This is a genomic window from Vibrio bathopelagicus, from assembly GCF_014879975.1.
GTDB lineage: Bacteria > Pseudomonadota > Gammaproteobacteria > Enterobacterales > Vibrionaceae > Vibrio > Vibrio bathopelagicus.
On the sequence record NZ_CP062501.1, the window covers coordinates 1,056,710 to 1,071,743 of the forward strand.

At 43.0% G+C, this 15,034-nt stretch carries 15 protein-coding genes; 8 read left to right on the plus strand and 7 right to left on the minus strand.

What is annotated here, in order from left to right; genetic code table 11:
• Window positions 1-9 precede the first annotated feature (9 nt).
• Window positions 10-870, minus strand: coding sequence for an HlyD family secretion protein (locus tag IHV80_RS20960; RefSeq protein WP_192890820.1), 861 nt, complete (start codon window positions 868-870; stop codon window positions 10-12).
• A gap of 10 nt (window positions 871-880) precedes the next feature.
• A complete protein-coding gene (locus IHV80_RS20965) occupies window positions 881-1,093 on the minus strand; it encodes a DUF1656 domain-containing protein (protein WP_065105717.1) in 213 nt (70 codons plus the stop codon).
• Window positions 1,094-1,341: 248 nt separating this feature from the next.
• On the opposite strand from IHV80_RS20965, the gene IHV80_RS20970 reads away from it, so the two are divergent.
• Complete coding sequence (locus IHV80_RS20970; protein WP_192890821.1) at window positions 1,342-2,256, plus strand: LysR family transcriptional regulator; 915 nt, start codon at window positions 1,342-1,344, stop codon at window positions 2,254-2,256.
• Between the two features lie 68 nt (window positions 2,257-2,324).
• On the opposite strand, the gene IHV80_RS20975 is transcribed toward IHV80_RS20970, so the two are convergent.
• From IHV80_RS20975 to IHV80_RS20985, 3 genes are all read right to left on the minus strand, one after another.
• Window positions 2,325-2,882, minus strand: coding sequence for a PhnA domain-containing protein (locus IHV80_RS20975; RefSeq protein ID WP_017111983.1), 558 nt, complete (start codon window positions 2,880-2,882; stop codon window positions 2,325-2,327).
• Window positions 2,883-3,106: 224 nt separating this feature from the next.
• On the minus strand, window positions 3,107-5,554 hold the full coding sequence (locus IHV80_RS20980) for a VolA/Pla-1 family phospholipase (RefSeq protein WP_192890822.1): 2,448 nt from the start codon (window positions 5,552-5,554) through the stop codon (window positions 3,107-3,109).
• A 13-nt stretch (window positions 5,555-5,567) separates the two neighbouring features.
• The gene (locus IHV80_RS20985; protein WP_192890823.1) at window positions 5,568-6,827 is read right to left on the minus strand and encodes an outer membrane protein transport protein; all 1,260 of its coding nucleotides are present in this window, start codon (window positions 6,825-6,827) and stop codon (window positions 5,568-5,570) included.
• Between the two features lie 356 nt (window positions 6,828-7,183).
• Between IHV80_RS20985 and IHV80_RS20990 the strand changes: the two genes are divergently transcribed.
• Window positions 7,184-8,266 carry a site-2 protease family protein gene (locus tag IHV80_RS20990; RefSeq protein ID WP_029223684.1) on the plus strand — a complete coding sequence of 361 codons (1,083 nt, stop codon included), beginning with the start codon at window positions 7,184-7,186 and terminating at the stop codon, window positions 8,264-8,266.
• 114 nt (window positions 8,267-8,380) lie between these two features.
• Here IHV80_RS20990 and IHV80_RS20995 read toward each other — a convergent pair whose 3' ends face one another.
• A complete protein-coding gene (locus IHV80_RS20995; protein WP_192890824.1) occupies window positions 8,381-9,169 on the minus strand; it encodes a M48 family metallopeptidase in 789 nt (262 codons plus the stop codon).
• Window positions 9,170-9,355: 186 nt separating this feature from the next.
• Here IHV80_RS20995 and IHV80_RS21000 point away from each other — a divergent pair, with 186 nt between their 5' ends.
• From IHV80_RS21000 to IHV80_RS21020, 5 genes are all read left to right on the plus strand, one after another.
• Window positions 9,356-9,781 (plus strand): hotdog fold thioesterase, encoded by a 426-nt coding sequence (locus tag IHV80_RS21000; protein WP_192890825.1) that lies wholly within the window; start codon window positions 9,356-9,358, stop codon window positions 9,779-9,781.
• A gap of 88 nt (window positions 9,782-9,869) precedes the next feature.
• Window positions 9,870-10,103, plus strand: coding sequence for a DUF3389 domain-containing protein (locus tag IHV80_RS21005; protein WP_004730938.1), 234 nt, complete (start codon window positions 9,870-9,872; stop codon window positions 10,101-10,103).
• Between the two features lie 163 nt (window positions 10,104-10,266).
• On the plus strand, window positions 10,267-11,958 hold the full coding sequence (locus IHV80_RS21010) for an SgrR family transcriptional regulator (protein WP_192890826.1): 1,692 nt from the start codon (window positions 10,267-10,269) through the stop codon (window positions 11,956-11,958).
• A 30-nt stretch (window positions 11,959-11,988) separates the two neighbouring features.
• Window positions 11,989-12,897: a DMT family transporter gene (locus IHV80_RS21015; protein ID WP_192890827.1), complete on the plus strand. Its 909-nt coding sequence runs from the start codon at window positions 11,989-11,991 to the stop codon at window positions 12,895-12,897.
• A gap of 21 nt (window positions 12,898-12,918) precedes the next feature.
• A complete protein-coding gene (locus IHV80_RS21020; RefSeq protein WP_102250464.1) occupies window positions 12,919-13,170 on the plus strand; it encodes a hypothetical protein in 252 nt (83 codons plus the stop codon).
• Window positions 13,171-13,262: 92 nt separating this feature from the next.
• Here the strand turns inward: IHV80_RS21020 and IHV80_RS21025 are convergent, their stop codons facing one another.
• Window positions 13,263-13,871: a DUF2238 domain-containing protein gene (locus IHV80_RS21025; protein ID WP_192892190.1), complete on the minus strand. Its 609-nt coding sequence runs from the start codon at window positions 13,869-13,871 to the stop codon at window positions 13,263-13,265.
• Between the two features lie 200 nt (window positions 13,872-14,071).
• Here IHV80_RS21025 and IHV80_RS21030 point away from each other — a divergent pair, with 200 nt between their 5' ends.
• A complete protein-coding gene (locus IHV80_RS21030; RefSeq protein WP_192890828.1) occupies window positions 14,072-14,911 on the plus strand; it encodes an isopenicillin N synthase family dioxygenase in 840 nt (279 codons plus the stop codon).
• Window positions 14,912-15,034: the final 123 nt, after the last annotated feature.

Here is a 15,034-nt window from a genome sequence, read left to right on the forward strand (position 1 = left end):
GTCATCCAACTATTTGATTATTTTGATTGAAGCTGTCATGCCAACACGAAGTTGTAGGTCTTCAGGAACATTATCTAACTTCACTTTTATCGGTATACGTTGAGCAAGACGAATCCATTGGAAGTTTGGGTTCACGTTAGGTAGAAGGTCATTGCCAGTGCTACCATCTTGTTTAGCAATACCAAATCCAATACTTTTGATGTGACCCTTCAACAGGACTTTGTTGTGCATCATGAGAGTGACAAACGCTCTGTCTTGTGGATTGACCCCAACAAGGTCGGTTTCTTTAAAATAACCTTCAATCCAAAAGCTATCTTCATCGATCAACGCAACCACAGGTGAGTTGGCAACCACTTGCGATCCAACACGTAAATTAAAATTAGTAATGTATCCGTTGGTAGGCGCATAGACCTTGGTAAATTCGAGGTTCAAATGTGCTTCTTCAACATTGACTTTGGCTAGTTGAACATTCGCTGATGAGGTTTCAACAGCATTGCTTAAGTTGTTCAACGTTAAAACGGGCACGGCCCCAGGGGTTCTCTTCTCTAAGTTCGCTGCACGTTGCTCTTCATTTTTTGCTTTCGCAAGTAGAGCAAGCGCTTGTTTTTGTGTCGCTAATGCTTTGTTGTAAGCCGATCTATAAATACTAGGGTCGATCTCAAAAAGCAGATCGCCTTTAGACACTTGAGAGTTGTCATCTACGTGGATTTTGATGATTTGTCCGGTGACACGAGGAGTAATCGACACTATATAGGCACTGACTTGCCCGTCTCTCGTCCAAGGGTTACTTGTATAAGATTGGTAATAGCTATAAACCACAGAGCCTGCAGCAACAAATAATAGTACTGTGATGAGGTAACGTTTTATCAAGGGTAAGGCCTTATAAGATGGGAATGAATTGGCCAATCACGCCAGTAAAAATCACAATTAGACTTATTTCTGCTAACGCAGGAAAGGCGACATATTTGTGCAGTCCAAACTTGGTTGCTATTGAACCAGTCAAAATCGTCAGCATATAAGCGAGCGCGATAACCAGTAACAGCGGTGGGAAGTAGATTTCACCCCACACGAGTTCATGTGGCATTGTGTTCATGGTGTTGTTCTCTATTCGTTCTGATAGGCAGAACGATAAAGCAGTTGGCACAATTTGGATAATCGCTTATAGAGGATCAGATCCATCAAAAATAGGATAACTATGGTCTGTATAGATGAGTAATGATTGCAAATTAGACAAATTTCGCTCATATAGCCGATCTGATTTGTTTTTGTTGTCTTCAAAAAGTGCAAACAGACCATTTCGTGATAGCTTAAAGAGATAATCAAGAAAGCCAGTGCAATCGAATGAATTTTAGTATTGAACAACTTCTCGCGTTTGTGACCGTTTACGAGCAACTGTCATTTAGTAAAGCAGCAGTAAAGCTCAATAAGCATAGAACGACTATTGGACAAGTTATTACTAACTTGGAAGATCATCTCGCAGTCAATCTTTTTGAAAGAGTCGGCCGCTCTGTTGAGCCAACCGATGACGGACATCTTCTTTATCACTACGCAAAACAGACGATTGAACAAGCTAGGACTTTTGACAAGGTAGCGTTGAGTCTGTCCTATGGTGGATTAGAAAATATTACGATTGCTTACTCTAGTGTGATTCCACAACGTGTATTGGTGGATATTCGTAAGCAGTTAAAGCTGGATTTTCCGATGATGCGAGTAAATTTCCTCGTCAAGAATAAGAACGAAATTAAAGTAGGGTTACAGACTGGCGATTATCATTTTGGCTTGGTTAATGTTCATGATAGCCGTGCTATGCACAGTTTAGATGCCACTTTTCTAGGGCATTTTGAATTCTTCCCATTTGCTCAAAAAGGCGGAGAGCTATCTACCTTGAGTAAAGATGAAGTTCTTGTGGCACTCCGCAATTCTAAGCAGTTTGTATTGAGATCTTTGATTGAAGAAGGGATGTCAGAAAAGATTATTGTGAGTTCTGATTACGAAGAAATCGATCAGCTCGCACTTATTATTAAAATGCTTGAAGCGGGGTTAGGTTGGTCGCTGCTGCCTAAGGCTTTTTTTACTGACTATGAATTTTCAAAATATTCGATAGAACCTATTTATTCCGAACAAATGGAAGAAGGTTTCAAGTTTGGTTTTGCTTTGTGGTGTCCACATTCAAAGCAAATCAGTGGGATAAAAGGGTCCTTAGTGTCGGTCATCAAGAACTATCGAAAGCATCTTATTGATAGCTTTAAGTTTTAAGAACTTGAGATGTTAAAAAAGGCGCTAATCGGCGCCTTTTCGTTTTCGATCACGTTCTTACAGTAAGATTATTTCTTACGGCAGAACTCAGCGATTACGTACATTGATTGACCGCCGTTTGTTTTACCAGAAACAAGCTTAGGATCGTCACCAACGCTGATACCACGGATAACAGTACCTTGCTTAATTACTTGGTTAGTACCTTTGATTGGCAGGTCTTTGATTACTGTTACGTCGTCACCTTTCTTAAGTTCAACGCCGTTCACGTCAAGAGGCTTATCATCAGCAGACATGCCGATTTGTGCCCAAACTGACGTTTCTTCTTCAAGGTACATCATGTCTAGTGCGTCTTGAGCCCAGCTTTCAGAGTTCAGACGAGTAAGTTGACGCCATGCAGTTACTTGAACTGGCGCTTCTTGACTCCACATGCTGTCGCTTAGGCAACGCCAGTGGTTGATATCTTTAGGATCGTCAATCTCACCAAGACATTTGTCACATACCATGATGCCGTGATCCACTGTTACGTGGCTGTGTGGCGGCACTGCGTATGCAGTAAGAGAAGAATCAGAACCACATAGTTCACATTTAGATTGGCAGCGTTCTAGCATCGTAGCTTCAGAAGACATAATGGACTCACATTTATTAGGTATTAAATTACGGGGCTATTATCCACTTTATTTACAATAAAGAAAGAGGTCGTACGGTATTCTGTCTTGATTAATTTTAGCTGAGATCAACCATTTGTGTTTTAAAGGTTTATGCAAACGGTTAACTAGGCTTCGGTTACAAATAGCAGATACAAAAATGCCAGCGGTTAGGCTGGCATTTGGTGTGGATAGAAAGGTAAATCTTATTCCAAGACAGAGCCTGTGTTTGATACTGAATCCAACTTGTTGTCAGAGAAGAAATCAACCAGCTCTCTTTGAATTTCCAAGTAGTGATTGTAATCCGCTGGAGGAGTTCCTTTATCTTGAGGTGCAATTGCAGTTGAGTGCTTAGCTACTGCATTAAACTGAATAAACTCGCGGGTAACTGACGTAGAAGGAGTTGCAGCTGATGCACTTATATTGTTCAAAACAAGCTTGTTAGCTAACGGCTCAGTACCAGCAAATGGCGCACTCCCAGTCAAAGGGTTATTGATAACAGCGTTTGGTACAGTTTCATCCCCGTCAGCTTGAAGCATTAGCGTAGGCAACGCATCACTGTAATCTCCCGCATTAGTATAAGGGTCGATTACATCTAACACCGTTTGGCTAGAATAAGCGAACTGAGCAAGTAGGGTCTGAAGGCTCGCTTTATTCGCAGAGTCTGAAATAAACTCATCAACACACTGTGTCATCGTGTAGCTATTTGGTTCACATGTTGTTGTGTTGTGTGTTACATAACTTGCTAATCCTCCTAGCGCGACGTTGTGTATAACAGTGTCGCCAAATGAGTCTGACCCCAATAATAAGTTTGAAATTTGACCGCCGGAATTAGCAATTACACTAGATGAAAACGCATAAATTGCATCTCCCGTAGGGTCATTAATTGTTTTGTTAGCTTGTGCTAACGCAGTAACACCAACAATTCCACCTAGTGAATGTCCGAATAGTCTAGGGTGGTTGGTCGTTGTGTTATCTATAGTTGCCAAAGGTGTTGATGTGAACGCGCCCTGACCTTGGTTAGAGGATAATGCGACTCGTAACCCAAGCACATCCATAACACTTTGTCGTACATTGTCACGCGCGACAGGTAAGTTAGTAAGGTTTAGGTATGCCAATAGGTTAGCATTCGCTGAACGTTCATTTGGAATTTTATCTAAGCTGCGAGTTCCATGTAGTGGCATATCGATGCCTATCACAGCAATACCTTGTGCAGCAAGATTCGCAGCAAATGCATAAGCGTTTTCTTTAAGACTAGTAATACCGTGTTGATAAATAACGATTGGCATTGGAGTGCCAGGAATGGTCACAGGCGTAAACAAGATAAACTCTACATCTTGCAGTGATTTAACTTGCGGTACAGGAGCATATCGAGTGATGACACGTTCGGTGTCTAATGCATTGCCGTTACTTAAAGTCAGATTTGCACCAACAAGTTTAAGTTGTTCCGCGGGGTCTGTAGCAAGCTTTGTCAGATCTACACCTAAGCTTACAAGCTGTGCGGCCATATTTGCTTTTTCATTGGTGTCTGCAATAGCTGAAGACACCTTGACAAGGCTTGGCATGCCAGACTCAAATGGTTGCGAATTCCAATCGTTTGTTCCTGTTTCCAAGTAGTAGGGGAGTTTTACGTTACCTTTGGTGACGTTAACCGTGCCATTTAACGCTCCTCCCGTATAACCTGCTAGCATAGCGGCTTTAGTGGAAGCCTCCATAAATGTATCAACAGTAGTATCCGCGGCCAATGCAATCGCCAATTCTTGTGTAGTACCAAATGTCATTTGGTAGGCAGATGATAGATCTATATTGTTTGGATTGGCACTGCCTTTCCATACTTGTGCCACTCCACCCTGAGCTAAAGCGGATGCAGTCGCTGCCTTTGTCGAGTAAATGGAACTACCGACAGACTCTGTAGTAAACCACGTCGAGTAAATGATGTTTTCAGTATCAAGGTTAATCGCACCAGCTGCGGTAGCTCCAGCGAAGATCTTTTCCACGCCCTGAGTGACTTGCTGAGCTTGAGCAAGGCTACCTTCTGTGTAAGTTACTGCACTTGATTTAAGCGCTGCATAACTTGCCGACATGCCAACAGGGTCGCCATTAACGTCAGTTAACTCGTTCGACAGAGCCAACACATATTCACTTGAAGCATCAAGCGAGTCGTTGAACACTATTGTAAAGGTGTCGGTTGAAGCTTTAGATAGAACGTTGAAGTCGGTACCTAGAGTCAATATTCCTGCGACAGTCGGTGTTGTTTCAGAAGTGAGCGAGCCGCTAAGTTTTAGCAGGTAAACACCACCAGTGGCCACACCATCAGCTAAACCAGTACCTTCAAAATCCATGATGATTGGCATTGAAGTAGACCAGCCATCCATTGTATTCATTGCTGCAATAGGGTTAGTTAATGAATCATCACCGCCAGTCGGCAAGCCAAGTGTACCGTCCGTAGCATCCATCAACGCGAAACTAGGAAGAGGAACAGCGATATCAGCACCCGTTAATTGAAACTTGATATTCGTCGCTTGTGCGAGTGAATCTTGAATGTATTGCTCATATTGAATTGCTGTTGAAGCACCTGAACTCGAAGAGTCATCACCACAACCGGCAAGAAACATTGCTGACGCAAGCAGCGAAACGTTAAATAACTTTTTCATGTTTTAATTCCGTTTAGTTGAAGGTGTAGTTCATTTGAATCGCAGATAGGTAAGCGACTGCATCTCCAGAGAATTCAAGTTCCTGACCAAGTTCATTGGTTTCAGTGAAATCACCTTCTTTACTTTGAACAAGAGCGAAACCAGCATCGATTGAAAGGTTAGGGCTGTACTGATAAGTCAAACCTGCGCTGTACCAGAAACGGTCGCTATCAGGAATACTCAATGTCGCTTCACCAGCTTGCTCGTCATAAGCCAAACCAGCTCTTAAGGTCCATTCTTGGTTCAATTGGTAAGTTGCACCCAATGAGTAACGGTTATTGTCGTCGTAGTCTTCGGTCTTTTTAAAACACTCGCCATTTGCGCAATCGGAACTCGTCGCTTTAAGCTCTTTAAAGCTACTCCATCCAGTTTGTTGCCAACCGTAATGAATCGCCCATTGATCGGTCAATTGGTGGAAAGCTGAAATTTCAATAATTGAAGGTAACGTGATCTTTAAACGGCCAGTTGTCGTCGTAGCACTACCTTGCACGATACTGCCCGTGTAATCAGTAAAGTCACCATCATCAAAATCGAGGTCTACCTCTGAACGATAAGCGATAGAGAATCGGTTGTTTTCATTCAGTTCATATAACGCGCCTACGTTCCAACCAAATGCAAATGTTTCACCTGTCATGCTGATCAGTTTTGTAGAGGCAGAGTCCCCAGTAATGTTCGAGATAGAGCCTTGGTGACGATTAAGTTCAGCTTCTGCGTAAACAAGGTTTGCACCCGCACCGACACTAAATTGTTCGTTAATGCGATAGGCGATATTAGGGTTTACGTTTACTGATATAAGTGAAGTATCACCTGCAAGATCACCCGCATAAATATCATCGGGGTAATCGGTCGCAACTCCATAGTTGGAGAACATACCGATACCCCAAGCCCATTTGTCATTAATTGGGCTGATGTAATAAGCCGCGGGAACCACTTGTAATGGGGCAACATCTTTTGATACCTGGCTTTGACCGCCAGAACCTGGGACGTTGTTTTGAGTTATATCAACCTCTGGATCAACGATAGAAACCGCGCCTGAAAATTGTGCTGTATCAAATAGGGTCATTGCGGCGGGGTTTCTCGCTAGTACACTCGCGTTATCGGCTACGGCACCTTCACCTGAAAATGCACGACCAAGACCTGAGGCAGAATGCTCAGCAACTTGGAAACCAGCCGCAAGTGAATTACATGCAAATAGCACAGAAAGCGAAACGAGAGAGCGTTGTATTGTTTTCATCCTTGACCCTCCTAGGGCATCAAATCTCATTCTTATTGTTGAAAACACACTGAGCATTGTTGGTGTTTAAGCTCTAATGTAAATGGTATGTTAAATTCAAATTTCATATAAAGTCAAAGAATGAGTTATCATTTTGTGAAGTAATGTTTTCAAGGGGCGGCGCTCTATCATCAATAATATAATTATAATCAATGATTTATGCGTGGTTGGAGGTGTGACCAGAATGTTTATATTGGCTATTGGTACAAATAACGTTCAATTGCTCAATATGTAACAACTTTGTTTATGTTTACCGCTAATACCTAAATCGGCATAATGTTGGTTCATTTAGAACGTCATTAAATTGGAATTTTAGTTTGGAATTACTCGCGATAGAGTTTCTTGGTAAACCGCTTCGTTTAGAGGGGTCAATGGCAGGGTGGCAACAGTTATTTTGGGATAACACGTTGGTGTCTCAGTTAGATGCAACTACAGATCAAGATGATGCGAGAACGCATACTTTTACGCTCCGATCTGGTGAAGAAACGTTGCAGTGTCACGTTGAGGCGTTGGTTCAATGGCAACCGTTTGAGATGACGTACAAAGCGTCTGTTAATGGCCAAACCATCACCGAAGGCAATCGCAATACTAAAGATATCGAGCAACAAACTCCCGTTGTAGCACCTAAGCCTGAGAAACGTTTTAGCCTAATCGGGTTAGTGTCACTGGGTATGAAAGCCCTCAAGAGTGCCAAGCTAATTAAGGTGGTACTTGCCTCTGCGAGTTTAGCGGCATACTCATGGCTTTTTTCAATTCAGTTCGCTTTGGCTTTGATCGCTTGTCTAATGTTTCATGAATATGGTCATATCAGAGCAATGAAATACTTTGGTATGAAGACCAAAGGCATCTATTTAATCCCGTTCCTTGGTGGCTTGGCGCTATCCGATGAAAAGATTAATACACGATGGCAAGATGTGGTTATCTCGATCATGGGACCGCTGTTCGGATTAATATTGTCGTTGATCTTTATGGTGTTGTACTGGGCGACTGGCGAGATGTTCTTTGCCGGGCTTGCGGTATTTAACGCCTTGTTAAACCTGTTCAATCTACTGCCTATTTTGCCTCTGGATGGCGGCCATGTGCTGAAAAGTATCAGCTTTTCAATGAACAGCGTGCTTGGCATTGTACTTTGTGTTGCAGCAGCGGTTGCTGGCGTCGTGTTGAGTTACCAGTTGAATCTGACCTTGTTCGGTTTCTTATTGATTATGGGCAGTGTGGAAATTCTATTCGAATGGAAAGGACGACACCACAGTCATCTATTGCCTTTAGACAAATACGGCCAAGTCGTATCATTCCTTTGGTACGTAGGTTTAGTGAGCAGTTTGATTGGTGTTATCTGGTATTTTGCCTCTACTGGAGATCAGCTATTAAGCCTACCATTGCAAATTCTAGGCACTTAATCTGTGAGTTAACGCGGTTCGAATAACTCGTTAGCCTGATCCACTAAAAACGCCCTAACCAATATGGATAGGGCGCTTTTATATTTGAAGTTTTAGGCTTGATAGAACATCAGGTTACGCTTTGCAGTTTGGCCTTGATGTTCCAGATTGAGATAACGTTTTTATTGTCGCCTGTAGATCTTTAATACGCGTATTGTGGGAAGGGTGCGTAGAAAGTAATTCGGGAGGTTGGTTCCCACCTGATGCTTTCGCCATGTTTTGCCACAAATCGACACTTTGTTTTGGATCGAACCCAGCTTGAGCCATGTACTCTAAGCCTACAATATCGGCTTCAGACTCTTGAGTTCGGCCATAAGGTAGAACAACACCGTATTGAACACCTAAGCCTAACGCAGCCATGGTCATGCCTTGATACTGTTTGTATTCTGATGCGCCTAACGCGACGTTAGTAATAGATAAGCCAGTATTAGCGATTTGAGACTGAGAAAGACGCTCATTACTGTGATCGGCGAGAACGTGAGCAACTTCGTGTCCGATAACCGTTGCCAATTGATCTTGGTTAACCGCAACATTAAGCAAACCTGTGTATACACCAATTTTTCCACCAGGTAGGGCAAACGCGTTGACTTGGTCGCTATCAAAAACAACGACTTCCCATTCACTAAAGCCTTGCTTAGGAATGTGTTGAGTAATACTGTTCGCTACACACTGAACATAAGCGTTAGTTTTTGCATCTTTACTGATCGGCTGTTCTTTCTTCATTTGTTCAAAAGATTGTGCTCCAAGCTGAGACATATCTTGATCTGAGAAAAGCAGCAATTGGTTTCTTCCTGTCGGGGAAGCGCTACATGCGGTTAGGCCTGCAAGAGTGAGAAGTGAGGCAAACTTCGTCCATGACGTCATACAATATCCTCTGTGTATTCGGTTTTTATGCATGTTAACATCAACTTGCGTAATAACTAATAGTTGTAAGATAACTATTGTCTTTAAGATCATAGCTATCTTTAAGAACATAGTTATCTTCAAGGACACCATTAGCGTTAATGAAACTGCTCACGCACTAACAAAGTCAATAATTAAGGAACCCACATGAGTATTTGGAAAAAGCCCATTGACCTAGATACCTTCAACGCGACCTCAAAAAATACCTTAATTGAGCACCTCAACATTGTTTACACCGAGGTTAACGATAACTCTTTGGTGGCAACCATGCCGGTTTGTCATTTTACGCATCAACCACTTGGCATGCTTCATGGCGGCGCATCGGTAGTTTTAGCCGAAACGCTGGGTTCACTAGCAGCAAACTTCTGCGTACCCGATGGTTACTATTGCGTGGGGCTAGACATTAACGCTAACCACGTTCGTTCAATGCGTGAAGGGCACGTTATCGGCACTGCCGAGCCTATTCACCTTGGTGTGTCTACCCAAGTATGGCAGATAAACATCACTGATGAGCGTCAACGCTTAGTCTGTACAAGCCGTTTAACCATTGCAGTGAAGAAGCACAAACGCTAATTCGATAACAAAGGCCGGGGATAGGAATCATTCCATCCTCAGCTTATTAACCTCATATATAAACTGTTTATTTTAGTTAGAGATATCCATGGTCATAACGTTTAAAAGTGGAAAAGTCATTGCAACAGCCCATGAACTGGTTGTTCGTCTGGATGGTGAACATAGAGTCACATTGCAAGCGCAAGTTGATGCGATTCAACTGATCGGAAAAGGGGCAAACGTTATTTCTGCCAACGGTTCTGAGTGCAAATGGTCGATTAAATTAGACAATGAACAACAGCTCCGCGACATAGCCAATGAAATCGGCTGTGATGTGATGTAATTACTGGCTATAACAGGGTTTATTTAAGCCTTTGGCTTCCTGTTAAGGCCACGAAACCGACTCACATTCATGATCTCTTCGTAAAAAATTATAAGTTCGATTGATTTTGACTCGTAAAATAGGGAAACTGAATTCAATATCCTTTGAATAAGTTTTCCTCTTTATGAGTAGCCCAAGACTTCGCGTTCAATTTGAAACCCTGTTTGAATTCTTCGATGGTAAAGATTCTGATGTTCAGCTCGACGACATAACAGATGTGCTCTGTTGTACCCGTCGTAATGCCAGAATGGTGCTTAACAAACTCGAAGAAGAGGGCTGGGTTGAGTGGTTACCTGCAGCGGGTCGAGGTAAGTTGTCTAAGCTCATCTTTAAGCAGAATCGTTGTGATGTAAGCGAAAACTTAGCACGTCGCTACTTAGAAGAAGGGAAAATTGGTCAAGCACTGTCGGTACTTGACCACAATGCAGCCAAGCTTACTCAAGTTATTCAAAATTACTTGGGCGTACAGTATCAAGAAGGCGAACAAGTGATTCGTTTGCCTTACTACCGTCCGCTTTCCATGCTTAACCCAACTAAATCGATGCGACGCTCTGAACAACATATCACGTGTCAGGTATTCAGTGGGTTAACGCGCCTAGATGAGAACGATCAGCTACAGCCTGATCTTGCGCATTCATGGCAAAAGATTAATGATCACCAATGGCGATTCTTCTTAAGACCGGGCGTTCGTTTTCATAACGGAGAACCGCTGTTAACGAGTCATGTTGTGGATACGCTTCTTTTGCTCGAGCCGCTCAATATGTTCTCTCATATTAAAGATGTCTCATCACCGGCCAATTGCGTGGTTGATGTCTTTTTAACGCGTCCAGATAAGTACTTCCCACTCGCGCTCACTGAATCGGTTGCTAAGGTGACCTTGCCGATGATTTTACGTGGTGAAGACTACGATATTCGACCGATAGGCACAGGTCCTTATCGCATTGAAAAGAACGATGAGAAGCAACTGGTGTTAACGGCTTTCAACGGATACTTTGGTTTTAGACCGCTGATTGATCGCGTTGAAGTTTGGGTGGTCGATGAGGCTTATTCATCAATGGTTTACCCAAGCCTCTCTAAACCCGTAATGGCAGATCGCGGTGATAGCGATGAAGTTGAACTTGATCCGGGCTGTACGTATTTATTACTCAATAGAAAGAAGGGCATCGCACAAGACCCTGCGTGGGCAGAGTTCTTATCAAATGCTTTAAACGCTTCAGATTTGTTTGTGCATATTCCGAAAGAGACGGTTATCGACTTGGGTGTGCTGCATGCTTACGGAATCAAACCCGGTTGGTATGACATCAAGTTAAAAACACCAGTTTGTCCACCAGCAAGCGCTAAACCAAGCGTGAGATTGGCGTATCAATGTCAGCATCCAATGTTCCCAACACTTGCTAAAGCCATCGTCACCGTGTTGAAGCAATATAATGTTGATGTCGAGCTTTTTGGTTACGAAACCGATCCTCCACACGCCGACAATGTTGATATTTGGATTAACCCAATGGGGATTGCCAACAATAGAGATGATGCGCTAGCCGGCTGGCTAATGGATTACAGCTTTCTTGATGAATCTAGCCAAGCAGAAGACTTCGACCAATGGTGTCACATGATTGATCGCTGGCGCTCGGGCGAGTTTGAGCAATTCCCAGCAAGACAACTCGGTAAACAACTTGTCCAAAGCAACCAATTGATCCCGATGTTCCACTGTTGGTTAGGCGTAAACAAAGACCAGTGCGGTACGTTACAAAACGCGAAGTGCAACGCACTCGGTTGGTTCGACTTTAGCCAAGTTTGGGTAAAACCTGACGTTGACTAAAATCACAGAAAACTCAATTAGGACAACACGATGCAAACGGTGATTATCACACTTATTACGCTGGTGGCATTTGCTGCCAATTCAGTGTTGTGTCGTTGGGCTTTGATGGATCAAACAATTGATCCTTTGAGTTTTTCGATCGTGCGTATCTTATCGGGTGCGCTCACTCTGTTAATTTTATTAACCTTATCTTCAAACGCTAAACGCAAACAAGATAAAGTAATCAATGACGCACCGATGTATACCAAGGTTCGTTCTCAGTGTGATTTAACCGCCATAGTGGCGTTACTCATTTACATGTTCGGCTTCTCGTTTGCCTATTTAACGCTAGGGGCAGGGCTTGGTGCTTTGGTCCTGTTTGTCGCGGTTCAATTCACGATGATTGCCGCACACTTATTCGCTGGTAATAGAATGTCATCGCTTGAGTGGGGTGGTTGCTTGTTGTCTGTTTCTGGGCTCGTTTATTTACTCATGCCGACGGAATCGACAAGTTCACCAGATATAACCTCCATCATATTGATGGCTCTGGCTGGAATTGGGTGGGGGATTTATACTCTGGCGGGTAAGAAGTCTAAAAACGCGTTGCAATCTACAACTGCCAACTTTGTATTTAGTTCGTTAGCGATCCTTGTGTTAGTAAGCCTGTTAGCTGTCATCCCTAGTGTGGCATCGCAAATATCCATCACTGAACAAGGTTTGATTTACGCAGTATTGTCTGGTTCAGTAGCCTCTGGCGTGGGTTATAGCTTGTGGTATTACGTCGTGAAAAAGCTGAATACGGTCGCCGCATCCATTGCACAGCTTTCTGTTCCAGTTATCGCGACACTCGGCGGCGTTTTGTTGTTATCTGAACCTGTCACCATGCAATTTGTTATCTCATCGACTGTCATTTTACTTGGGATAAGCTTGGTTCTTGTCGCCCCTAAACTTAAAAAATAATAAATACAATCACTAACTTCTATGGCTAAACCGAACAAGAAACAACCGACTAAAACGGTTCAAATATTCTGCGCTAAATGTAAAACGCAACTTTTCAAGTATCGAAAGGGTGGCAAAGGTGCGCTCGTAAAGTGCTTTAAGGAACGTATAGTCGAAGATTTCACGACAGAGCCATGCGTATGCCCTGAGTGTGGTATCGAATTCGCAAGAGATACCTTGGTTAGAGGTACACCTGCCTACAAATTCATCGGTGGTAAAGTGACGATGAAGTAAACGCTAGCTATAAAATGAAAGCGCACGATGAAATAAAAATGCCACAGCACATAATGTGTGTGGCACTTCAGAGCTGTTATTGAAGTTCAGTATCAATGAGTTCTGACACGGCCTTGAAGCTTAAGAAGTAATAGTGAGACTATCGCTCCGGTGGTGTCGCAAAGCATGTCTTTCTGAGCGTCCCAAATATCACCTTGTGAACCTAGGAATGCGATACCTTCATCACCACCCGCTACCTCCGCGTACCACCACTCAATAATTTCATAGCCTGCAGCAACACTCATGATGGCAAATAGAGCAAAAAAACAAGCTAGCACCGGTTGAGCCAGTTTCTTACGAATCAAATACTCGGCGAGTGGATAGGCATAAAGACCAATAGAGAAATGCGCCACACGGTCAAAATTATTGCGCTCTGAACCAATCAGACTATTGAACCAATCAAAAGGCACTTCTGCAAAGGTGTATTTTGCGCCGATCGTATGCAGAACCAACCAGATAAACATCAGAATGTAAGCGGTCTTTGAAAACGTTAGCTTGGTGGATAACCACCATATCCCGACAAGAATACCAAGAGCAGGGACAATCTCAGCGATCCAAACGGCTCTTGAAGACGGGTCAAAGGCTGAAAAAAGAAAGATAACAAGATAGACGGCAGTTAGTGAGAGTAGAGGTCTATTTTGAGCAAGTGGCGTAATTGTCATCATCAGATCCTGTATAAGTTTCATGTATAGTTACACAATAATGAACAGTGTTCAATTGCACTCTAATCACCATATTTGTTGAAAACTGGCGTTATCGCCCAGTATCTAGACAAACGGTTGCGAGAGTTTCACAAAAGTTTGATTTACAACAAAGCGATCCTTAAAATCGTTGCATCACTACATAACAAGAAAGAAAAGTCATGAAACTGGAAACTGTCGATTACCTTGCTGACGACGCAGCAGAACAATTTGTTCGCTCTCTACGTGAAACTGGTTTTGGTGTTCTTAAGAACCACCCGATCCCAAAAGAGCTTGTTGAGTCAATTTACGAAAACTGGTACCAATTCTTCATTTCTGAAGAGAAAGAGAACTTCCACTTCAATGTTGAAACACAAGATGGATATTTTCCACCTTCAGTGTCTGAAGTTGCAAAGGGCCACACTGTAAAAGACATCAAAGAGTACTTTCACGTATACCCTTGGGGTCAGATTCCTGAACAGCTAAAAGAACAGATTCTAGATTACTACCAACGTGCTAATGCTTTTGCTCAAGAGCTATTAGGTTGGGTTGAACTGCATGCGCCAAAAGAAGTACAAGAGAAGTTCTCAATCGCGCTTTCTGAAATGATTAATGGCAGCGAACAAACACTGCTTCGCGTTCTTCACTACCCACCAATGCAAGGTGATGAAGAACCAGGTGCGATCCGTGCTGCGGCTCATGAAGACATTAACCTACTAACGGTTCTGCCTGCGGCTAACGAGCCTGGCCTTCAAGTTAAAGCTCAGAATGACGAGTGGATTGATGTGCCATGTGACTTCGGTAACATGATCATCAACATCGGTGACATGCTGCAAGAAGCGTCTGGTGGTTACTTCCCATCAACGACTCACCGTGTAATCAATCCATCAGGTGCTCGCCAAGAGAAATCACGTATTTCTTTGCCTCTATTCTTGCACCCGAAACCAGAAGTGGTTCTGTCTGATAAGTACACGGCAAATGAATACCTAATGGAACGTCTAAGAGAGCTTGGCGTTATCTAGTCAGTTAAAGCTTATATAAGTTAAACGGTATATTCTTGAAGGCCAGCGTAATGCTGGCCTTTTGTTTATCTGGTGCAACGGATTGATGTTTATTTGATTTGAAACTCGACAAACTGGCGTAAA

Bases quoted from the DNA above. Each gene is read 5' to 3' on its own strand.
- IHV80_RS20985 (WP_192890823.1), bottom strand. From the start codon at position 6,827: ATGAAAACAATACAACGCTCTCTCGTTTCGCTTTCTGTGCTATTTGCA.
- IHV80_RS20975 (WP_017111983.1), bottom strand. From the start codon at position 2,882: ATGTCTTCTGAAGCTACGATGCTAGAACGCTGCCAATCTAAATGTGAA.
- IHV80_RS21005 (WP_004730938.1), top strand. From the start codon at position 9,870: ATGGTCATAACGTTTAAAAGTGGAAAAGTCATTGCAACAGCCCATGAA.
- IHV80_RS20995 (WP_192890824.1), bottom strand. From the start codon at position 9,169: ATGACGTCATGGACGAAGTTTGCCTCACTTCTCACTCTTGCAGGCCTA.
- IHV80_RS21020 (WP_102250464.1), top strand. From the start codon at position 12,919: ATGGCTAAACCGAACAAGAAACAACCGACTAAAACGGTTCAAATATTC.
- IHV80_RS21000 (WP_192890825.1), top strand. From the start codon at position 9,356: ATGAGTATTTGGAAAAAGCCCATTGACCTAGATACCTTCAACGCGACC.
- IHV80_RS21015 (WP_192890827.1), top strand. From the start codon at position 11,989: ATGCAAACGGTGATTATCACACTTATTACGCTGGTGGCATTTGCTGCC.
- IHV80_RS20970 (WP_192890821.1), top strand. From the start codon at position 1,342: ATGAATTTTAGTATTGAACAACTTCTCGCGTTTGTGACCGTTTACGAG.
- IHV80_RS21030 (WP_192890828.1), top strand. From the start codon at position 14,072: ATGAAACTGGAAACTGTCGATTACCTTGCTGACGACGCAGCAGAACAA.
- IHV80_RS21025 (WP_192892190.1), bottom strand. From the start codon at position 13,871: ATGACAATTACGCCACTTGCTCAAAATAGACCTCTACTCTCACTAACT.
- IHV80_RS21010 (WP_192890826.1), top strand. From the start codon at position 10,267: ATGAGTAGCCCAAGACTTCGCGTTCAATTTGAAACCCTGTTTGAATTC.
- IHV80_RS20965 (WP_065105717.1), bottom strand. From the start codon at position 1,093: ATGAACACAATGCCACATGAACTCGTGTGGGGTGAAATCTACTTCCCA.
- IHV80_RS20980 (WP_192890822.1), bottom strand. From the start codon at position 5,554: ATGAAAAAGTTATTTAACGTTTCGCTGCTTGCGTCAGCAATGTTTCTT.